This window comes from Desulfocurvibacter africanus subsp. africanus DSM 2603, from assembly GCF_000422545.1.
In the GTDB taxonomy this organism is placed as follows: Bacteria; Desulfobacterota; Desulfovibrionia; order Desulfovibrionales; family Desulfovibrionaceae; genus Desulfocurvibacter; species Desulfocurvibacter africanus.
In genome coordinates this window covers 441,740-456,531 of record NZ_AULZ01000001.1, presented here as the reverse complement: position 1 = coordinate 456,531, position 14,792 = coordinate 441,740, and the positions used below count along the sequence as shown (strand labels likewise).

Here is a 14,792-nt window from a genome sequence, read left to right as displayed (position 1 = left end):
CCTCATCGATCGCTGTTCGCTGCGTTATCCTGCCAGGGCTTGGATGCGCGGGGAGGGAAGGCCGGCGCATAATCAGCGCCGAGCAGGGACAGGTTGGGGTTGTATGCCGGGTCGTAGGCCAACTCCCGGCTCCATCGGCGAAGCATGTAGTCCAACTCGCGTCGGAAGCGCGAGAAATTTGCGGATGTATGGTCCGAACCGCGGCTGGCTGATTCCAGATGGCGCAGCCGGGCGAATGGCGTAAGCAGGATGCGGTAGCCCAGCTGGCCTAGGCGCAGGCAGAGATCCACATCGTTAAAGGCCACGGGCAGGTTGATTTCATCGAAGCCGCCGCTCTCGATAAAGATCGTGCGGCGCACGAGCATGCAGGCCGCGGTCACTGCGGACACGTTCTGCAAGGTATGCGTGCGCCCGACGTAGCCCACGACATGGGCCGGCAGGCCCTGGAACTGACTCTCGGCCACACCCTCCTTGATGCCCAGGATGAGCCCGCAGTGCTGGATGGTCTCGTCCGGGTAGAGCAGCTTCGCGCCCACAGCGCCTATCTCGGCCCGCAGGCCGTGCCCGGCCATCTCTTCCAGCCAGTCCGGGTGCAGCACGCGCATGTCGTTGTTTAGGAACAGCAGCAACTCGCCTTGTGCCTGGGCCGCCGCCAGGTTGTTCATGGCCGAGTAGTTGAACGGGCCGGAGAAGGGCAGCACGCGCAAGGCCGGATTGTCGCGGCAGTGTTCGTAAAAGTCCAAAAGCTCCGGTTCGTCGCTTTCATGGTCAACAATCAGGATTTCCAGGTTCTTGTAGCTCGTGCGCAGTAAAAGGTCTTCCACCAGGGGCACGAGCAGCTCGGCCTTATTCCGGGTGGGGATGATCACGCTGATCAGAGGCCCGTCGGGCAAGTCGAAGCGCACGCGGTTGATGCACAAGGGCTCGCCGGCAACTGCGCGACCGCGCATCCCAAGGGCTTCGCAGTGTTCGTCCACGGCCCTGCGGCTGGCTTCGATGCAGTACTTCTTGAAGTCCATGTTGAGCGCCGTGGAGCCTTCGATGGCCCGCCAATGGTAGAGCACGAAGGGGATGTGGCGGATTCTGGTCGGCACGGTGAGCCGCGAGGCGCGCAGGAACAGGTCGTAGTCCTGGCTGCCTTCCAGGCCCTCCCGAAAGCCGCCCGTTTCCTGCAGCAGGGTGCGCCGCAGCACGGCCAAGTGGCAGACGTAGTTCTGGGACAAAAGCATGTCCGGATTCCAGTCCGGTTTGAAGTGCGGAGCGAATCTGCGGCCCTGCGCATCGATCTTGTCCTCGTCGCTGTACACGAAGTCCAGCTCGGGATTTCGGTTAAGCTCCTCGGCCACCAGGTACAGGGCATGCTCCGTGAGCAGGTCGTCGTGGTCCAGCAGGGCCACGAACTCGCCGCCAGCCAACTCCAGGGCCGAGTTGGACGAGCGGGAGATGTGTCCGTTCTCCTGCCGGTAATGGACCGTGATGCGGCTGTCCGTGGCCGCATACTCCTCCAGCACCCGGCGCACGTGGGGCTTGGTGGAGGCGTCGTCGGATATGCACAGCTCCCAGCGCGGGTATATCTGCCCGCGCACAGATTCGATGGCCTGGCGCAGATAGTCTTCGGGGGTGTTGTAGACCGGCATGACGATGGAAATACGCGGGCGGTAGGCCATGGTCTCGACGCGCTCGCGCATGGCTTGGCGATCTTCCTCGCTCAGGGTGTCGTGCAGCCGCACCCATTCCCGGTATTTTGCGTCGCTCAGGCCAATTGACTTGGATCCGTTGTGGCGCAGGAGGCCCGAGACGAGGCCCAAGGTCCTTGGGCCAAGCAGCCGGTCGAGAGGGTCCAGCAGAGCTCGCGAGGCGCGCCAGGTCAGGCTGCCGCGCAGAGCGTCAAGTTGATGGCCGAGCTGCTGCACCTCGCTGTTCCTGACGTTGATGAGCCCGTGAGCGGCCAACAGTTCCTGGCGCAGCTTGCGCACAACACCGGACACCACCCCGCGCCCAGTTTCCAGGAAATGCATGCTGATTTCCACTGCGCGCAGGTCGGGTCGGCCCGGATCGAGGATCAGGCGCGGCGCCTGGCTTACGAAGTAGTAGGTCTGCTCCTCGCGGAAGTCGGCATTGTGCTCGAATTTTTTCAGATACAGGCACTCGTCATGGTCGAAAAAGCATTTGATATAGTTGATGCGCACCACGGCCAACTCGTCCACGAGCAGGAGCGAAACCCTTTCGTCCGGCTGCCCGTCCACATCCGGTCCGTAAATCGGCATGCCGGCCGGTTCCATGTTCACACGTCTGGTCACCGCCGCCCTGGTCCCGGCAAGCTCGGCTGCCGAGAGCACATGCATGGTCGGCAAAGTGATCCCGGTATTCACTCGACCACCTCCGGGCAGAGCCAGCTATTTCTGGCCTGATCAAAGAGACGGCACGCCTCGGCGTAAACTTCGTCGTCGTAGCGCAGGAGCTTGCGCAACAGCGGGTGGTCCGGGCCGATGCCCAGTTCCCGCCACGTGCATTTGTAGCTGGCCACGTTTTCGCGCGGCAGGATGGCGGGCTCGCCCCAGCACATGGAGCGCGCCAGCAAGCGCATGGACCGATCGAACTCCTCGTTCAAACCCACGATGTCGAAGGTGCGAAGGGTGGCAAGGGCCTGCTCCAAATGCCCGTCGTCCAGGAGGCAACTGAAGGCGCTGGCCAGATAGCGGGTCTGCACGTTGTCGAACAGGTTGTGACCCATCTCGCCCATGCAGCCTATGAACTCCTCGAAGCTCATGGCGTTCATCATGCGCGCCAGCTCCTGGATGTGGGCGGGGTGCGCCGCGTATTCCCTGGCGTATTCTGGAAGGCCCAGGCGTTTGACCCAGGCGATGTGCGAGAGCAGGTGGCTGGCTGGTTTGCGCAGCAAGGTGAACGTCTTGCAAGCGTCGGCTATGTACCGCCTCCTGCGTGCGACCTCCAGCGTCACATGGCCGGAAACATAGAGCTTGTCCTGCAGGTTGAGCACGTTCATGTCTGGCCGCAGGTGGTAGCTCTCCACATGGCTCACGCAACGCTCCGGAGGATAGTATTGCTGCACCAGGGCATTGACCGAGCTGCCGGCGGTCTTGGCGATGTGCATGAAGAAAAGCTGCTTGGGCCTTTCCTCCGCCTTGCTCTCGTCCATGCCGCGCATGTCGATGCTGCACAGGACATGCGCGGCCCGGCTACCAAGGCCCCGCAGAACGACTCGTCCTGTATCCGGTCGGGCCTTAAGGTCCAGGCGAAAGCCCAAGGCCACATCCTCGGCCAGGCCGAGCTGTTTGTTTAGGGCGGGCCTGTATTGGTTAAGAGTCTGGAAAATGCACTCACCGCTTTCAGTGCGGGCTTCCACGCCTTCGATGTTATCGTTCGGCGACCAGACCCAACCCCGCAGCACCAAAGGCGAATCGTTCGCAAGCACTTCGCCCGTCAGCGGCTTATCGATATAATAGCGCATTCCGGCCGGCACCGTGCCCGGCCTTACCGCCTCCACCCGTATGAGCATCCCTTTCAATCCCCTCTCGGCTTGGACGGCCCAAGGCTCTGCTTTGCGGTTAACGTCCCTTGGCTGCCTTGTTTAAAAGCTGCTGGTATTCCTTTATGCACTCGCGTGTTCCACCCACGAACACGCTGACGCCCTGATCGACGAGCACGGCTCGGTCGCACAGCTCCAGGATGCTTGCCGGGCTGTGCGAGACAACCACGGCGGTCTTGTCCTGGCCGATTTTGTCGCGCAGGGCCGTGGCGGACTTTTTCCTAAAATTTTCGTCGCCTACACCCAGCACCTCATCGATAAGCAGCACGTCCGGCGAGACCTGGAAGGCGATGGAGAAGCCCAGTCTGGCCAGCATGCCCGTGGAGTAGGTGCGCACGGGTTGATCGAAGGCCTCGCCCAGATCGGCGAAGGCTCGAATATCCTCCAGCCGATCGCGCATTTGGGCTTTGGACAATCCGAGCGTCATGCCGGACAGGAAGACGTTCTCCCGCCCCGTGAGGTAGAGCACGAAGCCTGCTTGCAGCGCCAGCAGCGAGCAACTGCAGCCGTGGTTGACCAACTCGCCGCGGTCCGGCTCCGTGAGCCCGGCCAGCAGGCGCAGGAGAGTGCTCTTGCCCACGCCGTTGCGGCCCATGACGCCTAGAGTCTCGCCATGAAAGAGCTCAAAGGAGATGTCCCGCAAGGCCCATTTGCGGCTACGCCCGAAGATTCCGCGCCGCACGGAGTAGCAAAAGCCCACGTTGCGCAGGCTGATGGCCGGCGCGCCATGGGGCGGGACTTCGAGGGGTGCCTGTCCGGCAACGCTGGGTCCGCTGATGGACCCGTCGCTGGATCCGACCGGCGCATGCCGAGAAGAAACGGTTCCTTCCATGCTATAGCCGTTATATGCATCGCGAGTTGATGACAATGATTAGTGCCGTCGGATTGAATGCAAAAAGGCCTCAAGGCGTGACTGGGGCAGGGAATGTGGCCGGAGCAATGAAAAACCCCCTGTAGGCTTACCTGGCAGGGGGCTCATGATCTAGGCTTGATCGTGATTCTTCGAGGATGAAAGGCTTTGGCTTAAGAATTCGCGGGTCTGGGCGTCTACCTGACGGATCGTGTCCGTGTAAGGCTACGCCTGACTTGGATAACCCATGGCATCCGCCGATAAATACGCGGTCCGGGGACTTAGCCCTCCCCCGACGTTCATGCATGAGGCCTTAACGGCGACGGTGCACGTCGATGCCGTACTTCTTGACTTTGTAATGAATGGCGCGACGAGAGATGCCCAGGACGTCGGCGGCATCTTTCTGAACCCAGTTGGACTGCTCCAGGGCGCGAAGGATGGCGCGCTTTTCGCTTTCGTCCAGGGACAGGGCCGTGCCTGCCTCCTGGGCCGCGGCGGCGATGGGCTCATCCATGGGTTCCAGGTGCAGGTCCTCCGGCTGCATGATGCCGCCCGAGGACAGGACCACGCCGGCTTCGATGACGTGCTTGAGTTCGCGCACGTTGCCGGGCCAGGAGTAGTCCATGAGTATCTGCATGGCCTCGTCGGTAATGGTCACGGTGGGCATGCCGTTGGCCTTGGAGAAGGCTTCCACGAAGCGCTGGGTCAGGGCCGGGATGTCCTCCTTGCGCTCGCGAAGCGGGGGCACGACCATGGTGATGACCTTGAGCCGGAAGTAGAGGTCTTCACGGAAGGAACCCTCCTTGACCATGGCCTGCAAGTCGGCATTGGTGGCCGCGAGCACGCGGCAGTCGATGGAGATTTCCTTGGTGTCGCCGATTCGGCGGATGGTGCGTTCCTGCAGGAAGCGCAACAGGCGTGTCTGCATCTCGGAAGAGATGTTGCCTATTTCGTCCAGCAGCAGCGTGCCGCCGCTGGCCTCCTCGATGAGGCCGCGCTTGTCGCGCACGGCGTGGGTGAAGGAACCCTTGACATGGCCGAACAGCTCGCTCTCCAGCAGGCCCGCGGGTGTGGAGCCGCAGTCCACGACCACGAAGGGGCCGCTGGCGCGGTGACTGCGCTCGTGGATGATGCGCGAGACCTTTTCCTTGCCTGTGCCGGATTCGCCGTTGATGAGCACGGTGACGTCCGTGGGGGCGACCTTCTCGATGAGATCGAAGAGGCGCTTCATGGACTGGCTCTTGCCGCCCCACAGTCTGCGATCGACTGGGGCTGGCCCGGGCGCTGGCCTGGCGGACGGCTGGGCGGAAATGCGGACGCTGCCGTTGAGAATGGACCCGACCCTGGCAAGCAGCTCCTCGCCCTCGAAGGGCTTGGTCATGTAGTCCACGGCACCGGTCTTGACCGAGGCCACGGCGTCCGGAATGGTGCCGTAGGCCGTGAGCATGATCACCGGCAGGTTCGGTCGCTCGGTGGCGACCTTTTCCAGCAGGCCCTTGCCGCCCATGCCGGGCATGCGCATGTCGGAAATTACGAGGTCCACAGGGGTTCTTTCGAGCAGCTCAAGGCCCTTTTCGGCCGAGCGCGCAGACAGGGTGGCGTAGCCTCCGGCGCTCAGGCGGGCGTCGAGCACTTCCAGGATCGATTCGTCGTCGTCGACGACGAGGATGGTCCGCTTGGGTGTTGCGGCAGCTCTAGCCATTGTATCCTTACTGGGTGATGAGTTTCTTCTGTCTTTGCTGCATCTCCTGGTGCAGCTCTTCCAGGGCGCGAATCTTTGCGCGCATGTCCTCGTTCTCGTGCTGCGCCTGATCGAGCTGGCGAGCCAGCTCCTCGGCCTGCAGCTCCAGGGAGTTCATGTCCTGCGCCTTGCCGTTCAGGAACGACTTGGCGCTCGCCGAACCCAGACGGGACAGCAGGGGGTCGAACAAGCGCGGATCGGGGCAGGATTCGGAAGTCGGCCAGCCCGAAGACCAACCTGCCCACATGTCCATGGCCTGGCGGAGATCCTCACGGCTTCTGGCAGCGCCCAGCTTGGCCACAGCCTGTCCGTAGCGGGCCCGGCCTGCAAGCTCCATATCCTGGGTGGCGACGAAAGTGTCGTTGAACAGGCTGGCGGCTCGTTCGTACTTGCCGGCCCCGAGGGCTTCCACGGCCTGGGCATAGCTCGCGAGTTCCTTTTTCGTGGCCTTTGATCCGCCTTTCTCCCAGCGCAGGCCAGGGAAGATGCTTCCGCCGAACCCGCATCCCGTGAGTGTCACCAAGGATACGAGGATCAGGCAAAGAGCAAGCGCGCCAAGCGCGCGGCCATGGAACCAACCCCGCATGAGCTGAACCTTACCCGCTTCCCTAAACACTGGGAAGTGAAAAACAGAAGCTGCTGCCTTGACCAGGGAAGCTTTCCAGCCACATGTCCCCGCCGTGGGCGTCCACGATGCGCTTGGAGATGGACAGCCCCAGCCCCGCGCCGTCCACGCTGTTGCGCACGCCCTTGGCCCGGTAATACTTGCGGAACACGAAAGGCTGCTCCTCCACGGGGATGCCTGGCCCCTGGTCGGTCACGCAAAAGATCACTCGCTGCCCAGGCTCGTCGCTCTTTAGGCGCACCATGACCACGGAGCGAGCCGGCGAGAACTTGAGCGCATTGCCGATGAGGTTCAGGAGCACCTGGCGCACGTTCTCCGTGTCGGCCTTGACCTGGGGCAGGCGATCCGGCGAGTCCACGAGGATGACTATGCCCTTGGCCTCGGCCGTGGGCTGCATGCGTTCGCTGGTTTCGGCGGTCAGGGCTCCGGGGTCGGCGGGCTGCAGGTCCAGGACCATGTCGCGGGCTTCCAGGCTGGAGACGTTCATGAGCCGGGTCAACAGACTGGACAGCCGATTGACCTCCTTGCCGGATATCTCCAGGAACTTGCGCTGTTTTTCATTGATATCGCCCAGCACTCCGCCCTTCACGAGGTTCACGGCCTCGCGGATGCTCGTGAGCGGTGTGCGTATCTCATGGCTTAGCATGGAGATGAAGTCCGAGCGCATCTGCTCCTCATGCCGCAGCTGGTCGGTCATGCGGTTGAAGGCTTGGGCCAGTTCGCCCAGTTCGTCGCTGGTCAGCACGCGGATGGGCTCCAACCTTCCTTCGCGGCCCAGGCGGCGGATGCCGCGCTTGAGTTCGCTTAGGCCGCGGCCCAGCAGGAAGGCGATGAGCAGACTGCCGGCTATGCCGATGGCCAGGGAGGCGGTCAGGCCCAGGAAGCCTGTGCGCTCGGCCCTGCGGGCCTTGTCGTACAGGCGCATGATGCCCGACTCCATCTGCTTGCGGTTGGTGACGCGGGCCTGGGCCAGGATTTCCAGCCATTTGTTCACGGCGTCGTCGGGCAGGAAGTCCGGCGGTCCGGTGGGCGCGGCAGGGTCGCCCTGCAGGGCTTGGCCTTGGGTGACCGGCGCGGGTGAGTATCCGGGCCGAATAAGTGATTCAGATTCCGTTACGGGAGCCTGCCCGGCCAAGGCTTGGCCGTTTTCGTCCACACGTTCTTCCCAGCCCTCGGGCAGATAGGATTGCAGGCTCGCGTACAGTGTGTCCCATGGTTCGGGAATGTCAGGGTATAGTCGGAGCATCTCCCGCAGGCGGTCCTGGTATTCGCTAAGAGTCCGGAAGTAGGCCTGGCGGTGCTCGGCGGTGCCCAGAATCTCGAAGCGCCGCTTGTTCTCCAGCAGGGTGATGAGCTGCTGGGCCATGATCTCGGAATTCTCCACCACCTTGTAATGGACTCCGATAATGTTGCTGGAGAGCGTCTCGATTTCCTTGATGCGGCCCATGAGCGCGGCGGTGATGGCGTAGAAGATGGCGATGAGCAGCACGCACCAGGCAAGCAGCTTGGTGGTGATGCTGAAGCGCGGGGAGAAGCGTTTGCTGGGCATGGACTCCATCCGGTGGGCTCCGTGGGGCTGGCGGTCGCGCCGCCCGGAGCGAACGGCGCAGGGCTTGATGCGCCCGCACTGCAAGAATCGAACAAATACGAGTGCAAATAGCCAGACGGCGGGTTTCCAGTGGTTTAAGACACCCGGGCACCAGGTCGGAATGTCGGCCATGGGCAAAAAATGAATCCGACCTGCGGTTTTCGTATTTAGTTGTTTTAGGCCAGGAGTCAAATCGTGAGTTCGTCATGCTTTGTCCGTCCGCCTTGCCTCGACCGATCCACCATGCCATAGTTCAGGCTGGTGTTTCATGATTCCGGTCGACGAGCCGTGGCTGGAGAAGCGGATACAAGCGGAGGCGGCTTCATGAACAAGAGTGTGGACCTGTTCATCATCGGCGCTGGCGTGGCCGGCGGGGCCGTGGCCAAGGTGGCCCGCAGAGCGGGCTGGAGCGTGGCCATGGCCGAGGTCGACGGCCTGGGCGGCACCTGCCCCCTGCGCGGCTGCGAACCGAAAAAAGTCCTGTGGCAGGCGGCGGAGACCATCTGGCGCGCGGCCGGGGCGCGAAAGAACAGCCTCATCGATACGCAGCCGCGCATCGACTGGCCCGCGCTCATGCGCTTCAAGCGCAGCTTCACCGAGCCCGTGGACGCGAGCGTGGAGCAGTCGCTGCACGATCTGGGCGTGGACGTGGTGCGCGGCCAGGCCGAATTCCTGGCCGAGGACCGCCTGACCGTCGGCGACAGGGAGTTCCAGGCGTCGCACATTTTCATCGGCACGGGCGCAACGCCCATGCGCCTGCCCTTCGAGGGCGCGCAACTCGTGACCACCAGCGACGGGTTCCTGGAGTTGGACGAACTGCCGGGCAGCATCGTGTTCATCGGCGGAGGCTACATTTCCTTCGAGTTCGCGCACATCGCCGCGCGTTGCGGCGTTTTCTGCAAGATCATCCAGCGCGGCGAACGGGCCCTCAAGCTCTTCGACCGGGACATGGCCGAGCTTGTCGTGGCCGCCACGCGCGACCTGGGCGTGGAGGTCGTCATTGGCGAGGAGGTCACCGACGTGCAGCGCGAGGGCGACCGGCTGCGCGTGCACGTCGGCCCGGAGCGCCGCAGGCTGTGCGACTGCGAGATGGTCGTGCACGGCGCGGGCCGCGCGCCGAATCTTGATGGGCTGAACCTGGACAGGGCCGGCGTGGAGCGCGCCAAACGCGGGGTGAGGGTGGACGCGCATTTCCGCAGCGTGTCCAACCCGAGGGTCTGGTCCGCCGGCGACTGCGCGGACACGCCCTTCCAGCTCACACCCGTGGCCGACATGGAGGCCTGGACCGCGGCCCAGAACATGGTCCACGGCAAGGAGATCACGGTGGACTACTCGGCCGTGCCCAGCGTGACCTTCACCCTGCCGCCCCTGGCCAGCGTGGGCCTGACCGAGGAACAGGCCCGAAAGAAGGGCCTGGAGATGGACGTCTTTTCGGGCGACATGAGCGGCTGGAGCTCCTCGCGCCGGGTGGGAGTGGGGCGCGCGGGCTACAAGCTGCTCGTGGACAAGTCAACCGACCGTATCCTTGGCGCGCACCTGTTCGGGCATAAGGCCGAGGAGGTGATCAACGCCCTGGCCCTGGCCATGGGTAACGGCCTGACCGCCAGGCAGCTCAAGACTTTTCCGCTCGCCTATCCCACGGGGATCTATGAGCTGCGCTACATGCTCTGAGTTGCTGTCACGGGCCGAGTATGCCGGGGTTGCCAGCGGTGGTGTTTTGCCTAATAATATAAGTTAAGTAGAAATACCCACAGCAAAGGGCCGAGAGGCACCCCAAGAAAACACCCGTGGAAAAAGAGGCACCCGTGGAAAAGCACCTGCTCGTAACCATAAGCGAAGAGAAGAGCGCCCTGTACGGAGTCCGTTTCGTGGGTCGCTTCTTCACCAATGCCGAGAATCTGCGCCTGACCCTGTTCGCCTCCGCGCCTCAGGCCCCGGACGTCATGGGCACCGGCCTGGGCTACGAGGGCAAGCTGCGCGCCGAGGAATACGACGAGCTGGCCCGCCGCCGCAGCCAGGAGGCCGTGGATCGCGCCCGCAACCTGTTGCGCGAGCGCGGATTCCCTAGCGAATCCCTGGAAGGCAAGATTGCCTCGCGCCGCTTCTCCAAGGTCATGGACATCGTGCAGGAGGCCGAGGCCGGCATGTACGACGCCGTGGTCCTGGGCAGGCGCGGCCTGGGCCGCCTGGAGGAAGCCCTGGAGCAGAGCGTGACCCAGGGGCTTGTGCAGGAGAGCATGACCATCCCTCTGTGGATCTGCCGCATGCCCGAAATAAACCGCAAGAACGTGCTGGCCTGCGTGGACGGCTCCGTGCCGGCCTACCAGGCCGTGGATCACGCCTCGTTCATGCTGGCCGACGAGCCCGGCCACGACCTGACCCTGCTCAAGGTCAACGCAGCCGGCGAGGATGCAGAGAATGAAACGGTCTTCGCCAAATGCCTGGAGATTTGCAAGGACAACGGCCTTGACGCGTCGCGCGTGTCCACGCTGGTCATTCACGACACGTCAGCGGCCCAGGCCATCCTGGCCGAAGTGGAGCGCGGCCGCTACGCCGCCGTGGCCGTGGGGCATTCGGGCCGCAGCCGCAGGCTCATGAGCCGCTTCCTGTTCGGCTCCGTGAGCATGACGCTCCTGCGCCAGCTCATGGGCGCGGCCCTGTGGGTTTGTAGATAAGAGGGGCGCGGCCCCCCTGGACCCCATCTCTTGGGGGGGGTGGGGTGCGCTTCGCGCCAGTCGAATGTCGGGCTTTAATAGTAGCTCGTGGCTAAATGCCGGGCCTTGCCGGCATTTAGCCACGTATCGCGAGGTCCAGGGGGATCATCCCCCTGGCCGGGTTCCCAAAGGGGCGGGCCCCTTTGGCCGCCGGAGGCCTCTTGTCGGGATAGGCCAAAACTAGGAGTCGCATGCCTTACGTCGGGACGATACGTGAAGTGCGCGGGAGCGTCGTGGACGTGTTCTTTCCGGGCGAGATCCCGCCCATGCTGTCCGTGCTGCGTTGCGGCGAGGACCAGTCGGTCGTCCTGGAGGTGGCCGTGCACGTGAACGAGCGCACGGCCAGGGCTATAGCCCTCACGCCCACACAAGGCTTGGCGCGCGGGGACACGGCCAGGGGCGACGGCTCGACCCTTACGGCGCCCGTGGGCAGGAACGTGCTCGGGCGCATGTTCAACGTATTCGGCGAACCCATCGACAATCAGCCGCCGCCCACGGACGTGGTCCGGCGCTCCATACATCGCGCGCCCCTGCCTCTGTCCGAACGCACTCCCGGCGAGGAGATCTTCCTCACTGGCATCAAGGCCATCGACCTGCTGACGCCCCTGGAGCGCGGCGGCAAGGCCGGCCTGTTCGGCGGCGCGGGCGTGGGTAAGACCGTGCTCATAACCGAGCTGATCCATAACATGGCCGGCAAGTATTCGGGCGTCAGCTTCTTCGCCGGCATCGGCGAGCGCATCCGCGAGGGCCAGGAGCTGTACCAGGAGATGATCGACACCGGCGTGCTCAAGAACACGGTGCTCGTCTTCGGGCAGATGGACGAGCCGCCCGGCAGCCGTTTCCGGGTAGGCCACACGGCCCTGACCATGGCCGAGTTCTTCCGCGACGACCTGGGCCAGGACGTGCTGTTGCTCATCGACAACATCTTCCGTTTCATCCAGGCCGGCAGCGAGCTGTCCACGCTGCTCGGCAGGCTGCCTTCGCGGCTCGGCTACCAGCCGACCATGGGCAACGAGCTTTCCCAACTGGAGGAGCGCATCTCCAGTTCCAGAAACGGAGCCATCACCTCCATCCAAGCCGTGTACGTGCCGGCCGACGACCTGACCGACCCCTCGGCGGTGCACACCTTCTCGCATCTGTCCGCGTCCATCGTGCTCTCGCGCAAGCGGGCCAGCCAGAGCCTCTACCCGGCCGTGGACCCGCTGCAGTCCACGTCCATGATGCTCACCCCGCGCATCGTGGGCGAGCGGCACTACACGACGGCCATGGAGGTGCGCCGCACCCTGGCCGGCTACGAGGAACTCAAGGACATCATCTCCATGCTCGGTATGGAGGAGCTGTCCCGCGAGGACCGCAAGACCGTGGAGCGCGCCCGGCGGCTGGAGCGCTACCTGACCCAACCGTTCTTTACCACCGAGGCCTTCACGGGCATGGAAGGCAAGCTCGTGGAGCTGGAGCAGGCCATCGAGGACAGCGAGCGCATCCTGAACGACGAGTTCGCCGAGGTCTCGGAGTCGGACCTGTACATGGTCGGCTCGGCCCAGGAGGCCTGGGACAGGCACCGGCAGGCTCAGAACCAAACCCAAGCCCAGGGCGAGGCCCGGCAAAGCTCCGGCGGGAACAGGGAGGGGAAACGTGAGGCTTAGGATCAGCCTGCCATCGCGCATCTTCCTGGACGCCGACGTGCAAAAGGTCGTGGCCGAGAGCCCGGCCGGCTCCTTCGGATTGCTGCCCAGGCACATCGACATGGCCACGGCCCTTGTGCCGGGCATTCTGGCCTACACGGACGAGGCGGGCCGGGAGCAGCACTTGGCCGTGTCCGAGGGCATCCTGGTCAAGAAGGCCGACGAGGTGCTCGTGTCCGTGCGCACCGCCGTAAGCGGTCAGCTCGGTGAGTTGCGTGACGAGGTGCGCAGGTTCACGCAGGAGCTGGGCGAGCGCGAGCAGACGACCCGCACGGCCGTGGCCCACATGGAGGCCGATTTCGTGCGGCGCTTCCTGGAGTTCCAGCATGGTTGAGCAGGACGGGCATGGTCGGCGCAACGATCTAGAGCGGCGCATCTCCGAGAAGGAGCGGCGCAAGGTCCGTGAGCGGGCCAAGCGCACGAGCGGCGAGGTCTGGTTCGGCCTGGGCGCTTTCGGCATCGTGGGCTGGTCCGTGGCCGTGCCGGCGCTCCTCTGCACATTTCTTGGCGCGTGGCTCGACGCGCGCTATCCGCAGCCGTTCTCCTGGACCCTGACCGGCCTGGTCGTGGGTATCACTTTCGGCTGCTTCAACGCCTGGTTCTGGCTCAACCGGGAGCGCGAGGACATCCTCAAGCACCGGGAGATGCCCCAAGATAAAGACAAGAACGAGAAGGAAGGGCCGTTGTGAGCATCGCAAAAACCGTGGAGTTCGGGATCGGGGACATGGTGCGCACGGCCGACATCATGATCCTCGCGGGCGCATTGGCCTGGGGCGTGCTGCTCTGCCTGCTCTTCTACGGCGGCCTGTGGCTTACCTTGCGTTCCCTGGGCGGCAAGGGGCGGCCCAGGCGCTTCCTGTGGCTGAGCTTCCTGGCGCGCCTGGGTCTCACGGCCGCGGGCTTCTGGGCCGTGCTCCAGCTCGGCCTGCCGGCCATGGCCGCGGCCCTGCTCTCCTTCAGCCTGCTGCGGCTGTGGCTCGTGCCCGCCCTGGGCCGGTCGCTGCCACGCGAGAAACGGAGCTGAGCATGGAGATCACCCCGGACGCATACATCTACTGGCGGCACGGCTTCGCCAAGCTGAACCTGACCATCGTCACCACCTGGGGCATCATGCTCCTGCTGTCGCTGGTCTCCTGGCTGGCCACGCGCAGGCTGAGCACCGGGCCGGACATCGGCCGCTGGCAGAACGCCATGGAGGCCGTGGTCTCGCTCATCGAGCGCCAGACCTCGGATATCATGCAGCGCAAGGACGCGCACCGCTTCATGGCCTTTTTGGGCACCATCTTCCTGTTCGTTGCCACGAGCAACCTGCTGACCATATTCCCGCGCTACGAAGCGCCCACGGGCTCGCTGTCCACGACCACGGCCCTGGCCATCTGCGTGTTCGTGGCCGTGCCTGCCTGGGGCATCCAGGAGCTGGGGCTGGGCCGGTACCTCAAGAGCTACCTCGCGCCCAATCCGGTCATGCTGCCCTTCAACGTCATCAGCGAGCTGTCGCGCACCATCGCCTTGGCCGTGCGCCTGTTCGGCAACATCATGAGCGGCTCGCTCATCGTGGCTATCCTGCTCTCGGTGGTGCCCATCATATTTCCGGTGCTCATAACCATCCTGGGCCTGCTCACGGGCATGGTCCAGGCCTACATCTTCTTCGTACTCGCGGCCGTATACGTGGCCGCCGGCATGCGCGCCATGGGGCCGGGCAAGAAGAAAGCGCAACAACAGGACAAGGAGGAAGACCTGCATGGATAGTCTTACCTGGATCGGACTGGCGTCCATCGTCGTCGCCGGACTGACCATTGGAATCGGCGCTATCGGGCCGGCCATCGGCGAGGGCCTTGCCGTGTCCTCGGCCCTGAGCGCCATGGCCCAGCAGCCCGACGAGACCAGCTCCATCACCCGGACGCTGTTCGTGGGCCTGGCCATGATCGAGTCCACGGCGATCTACTGCCTGGTGGTGGCGATGATCCTCATCTTCGCCAACCCGTTCTGGAACTATTTCATCCAGCAGGCCGCGCAACAGGCCGGGGGCGGAGGCTAGA

At 64.1% G+C, this 14,792-nt stretch carries 14 protein-coding genes; 8 read left to right on the top strand and 6 right to left on the bottom strand.

Annotated elements, in window-relative coordinates; all coding sequences use genetic code 11:
• Positions 1-2 precede the first annotated feature (2 nt).
• From H585_RS0102055 to H585_RS0102030, 6 genes are all read right to left on the bottom strand, one after another.
• Positions 3-2,372 carry a glycosyltransferase family 2 protein gene (locus H585_RS0102055; protein ID WP_027366563.1) on the bottom strand — a complete coding sequence of 790 codons (2,370 nt, stop codon included), beginning with the start codon at positions 2,370-2,372 and terminating at the stop codon, positions 3-5.
• The gene (locus H585_RS0102050) at positions 2,369-3,520 is read right to left on the bottom strand and encodes a sulfotransferase family 2 domain-containing protein (protein WP_027366562.1); all 1,152 of its coding nucleotides are present in this window, start codon (positions 3,518-3,520) and stop codon (positions 2,369-2,371) included. The genes H585_RS0102055 and H585_RS0102050 overlap by 4 nt, the downstream gene beginning before the upstream one ends.
• 49 nt (positions 3,521-3,569) lie before the next feature.
• Complete coding sequence (locus H585_RS0102045; protein WP_027366561.1) at positions 3,570-4,382, bottom strand: ABC transporter ATP-binding protein; 813 nt, start codon at positions 4,380-4,382, stop codon at positions 3,570-3,572.
• Positions 4,383-4,713: 331 nt separating this feature from the next.
• Entirely contained in the window at positions 4,714-6,102 is a 1,389-nt protein-coding gene (locus H585_RS0102040; protein ID WP_027366560.1) for a sigma-54-dependent transcriptional regulator, read from the bottom strand.
• Between the two features lie 7 nt (positions 6,103-6,109).
• On the bottom strand, positions 6,110-6,727 hold the full coding sequence (locus H585_RS0102035) for an outer membrane protein assembly factor BamD (RefSeq protein ID WP_027366559.1): 618 nt from the start codon (positions 6,725-6,727) through the stop codon (positions 6,110-6,112).
• Positions 6,728-6,749: 22 nt separating this feature from the next.
• Positions 6,750-8,315, bottom strand: a complete 1,566-nt coding sequence (locus H585_RS0102030; RefSeq protein WP_244432455.1) for a sensor histidine kinase — start codon at positions 8,313-8,315, stop codon at positions 6,750-6,752.
• A 363-nt stretch (positions 8,316-8,678) separates the two neighbouring features.
• Between H585_RS0102030 and H585_RS0102025 the strand changes: the two genes are divergently transcribed.
• The 8 genes from H585_RS0102025 (at position 8,679) to H585_RS0101990 (ending at position 14,791) form a co-directional block, all read left to right on the top strand.
• On the top strand, positions 8,679-10,025 hold the full coding sequence (locus H585_RS0102025) for a dihydrolipoyl dehydrogenase family protein (RefSeq protein ID WP_027366557.1): 1,347 nt from the start codon (positions 8,679-8,681) through the stop codon (positions 10,023-10,025).
• A 134-nt stretch (positions 10,026-10,159) separates the two neighbouring features.
• Positions 10,160-11,029 (top strand): universal stress protein, encoded by an 870-nt coding sequence (locus H585_RS0102020; RefSeq protein WP_027366556.1) that lies wholly within the window; start codon positions 10,160-10,162, stop codon positions 11,027-11,029.
• 230 nt (positions 11,030-11,259) lie between these two features.
• Positions 11,260-12,714, top strand: a complete 1,455-nt coding sequence (gene atpD, locus H585_RS0102015; RefSeq protein ID WP_027366555.1) for a F0F1 ATP synthase subunit beta — start codon at positions 11,260-11,262, stop codon at positions 12,712-12,714.
• Positions 12,704-13,087: a F0F1 ATP synthase subunit epsilon gene (locus H585_RS0102010; RefSeq protein WP_027366554.1), complete on the top strand. Its 384-nt coding sequence runs from the start codon at positions 12,704-12,706 to the stop codon at positions 13,085-13,087. Before atpD ends, H585_RS0102010 begins: the two co-directional genes overlap by 11 nt.
• A complete protein-coding gene (locus H585_RS0102005) occupies positions 13,080-13,442 on the top strand; it encodes an AtpZ/AtpI family protein (protein WP_014258936.1) in 363 nt (120 codons plus the stop codon). The genes H585_RS0102010 and H585_RS0102005 overlap by 8 nt, the downstream gene beginning before the upstream one ends.
• Positions 13,439-13,777: an ATP synthase subunit I gene (locus H585_RS0102000; RefSeq protein ID WP_014258935.1), complete on the top strand. Its 339-nt coding sequence runs from the start codon at positions 13,439-13,441 to the stop codon at positions 13,775-13,777. The genes H585_RS0102005 and H585_RS0102000 overlap by 4 nt, the downstream gene beginning before the upstream one ends.
• A 2-nt stretch (positions 13,778-13,779) precedes the next feature.
• Positions 13,780-14,502 carry a F0F1 ATP synthase subunit A gene (locus H585_RS0101995; protein WP_027366553.1) on the top strand — a complete coding sequence of 241 codons (723 nt, stop codon included), beginning with the start codon at positions 13,780-13,782 and terminating at the stop codon, positions 14,500-14,502.
• On the top strand, positions 14,495-14,791 hold the full coding sequence (locus tag H585_RS0101990) for a F0F1 ATP synthase subunit C (RefSeq protein WP_005986630.1): 297 nt from the start codon (positions 14,495-14,497) through the stop codon (positions 14,789-14,791). Before H585_RS0101995 ends, H585_RS0101990 begins: the two co-directional genes overlap by 8 nt.
• The last annotated feature ends 1 nt before the right edge of the window (position 14,792 follow it).

What these genes read in the sequence shown, in the direction of transcription:
- H585_RS0102005 (WP_014258936.1), top strand. Translation starts at nt 13,080, where the DNA reads ATGGTTGAGCAGGACGGGCATGGTCGGCGCAACGATCTAGAGCGGCGC.
- H585_RS0102040 (WP_027366560.1), bottom strand. Translation starts at nt 6,102, where the DNA reads ATGGCTAGAGCTGCCGCAACACCCAAGCGGACCATCCTCGTCGTCGAC.
- H585_RS0101990 (WP_005986630.1), top strand. Translation starts at nt 14,495, where the DNA reads ATGGATAGTCTTACCTGGATCGGACTGGCGTCCATCGTCGTCGCCGGA.
- H585_RS0102045 (WP_027366561.1), bottom strand. Translation starts at nt 4,382, where the DNA reads ATGGAAGGAACCGTTTCTTCTCGGCATGCGCCGGTCGGATCCAGCGAC.
- H585_RS0102035 (WP_027366559.1), bottom strand. Translation starts at nt 6,727, where the DNA reads ATGCGGGGTTGGTTCCATGGCCGCGCGCTTGGCGCGCTTGCTCTTTGC.
- H585_RS0102025 (WP_027366557.1), top strand. Translation starts at nt 8,679, where the DNA reads ATGAACAAGAGTGTGGACCTGTTCATCATCGGCGCTGGCGTGGCCGGC.
- H585_RS0102030 (WP_244432455.1), bottom strand. Translation starts at nt 8,315, where the DNA reads ATGCCCAGCAAACGCTTCTCCCCGCGCTTCAGCATCACCACCAAGCTG.
- H585_RS0102050 (WP_027366562.1), bottom strand. Translation starts at nt 3,520, where the DNA reads ATGCTCATACGGGTGGAGGCGGTAAGGCCGGGCACGGTGCCGGCCGGA.
- H585_RS0101995 (WP_027366553.1), top strand. Translation starts at nt 13,780, where the DNA reads ATGGAGATCACCCCGGACGCATACATCTACTGGCGGCACGGCTTCGCC.
- atpD (WP_027366555.1), top strand. Translation starts at nt 11,260, where the DNA reads ATGCCTTACGTCGGGACGATACGTGAAGTGCGCGGGAGCGTCGTGGAC.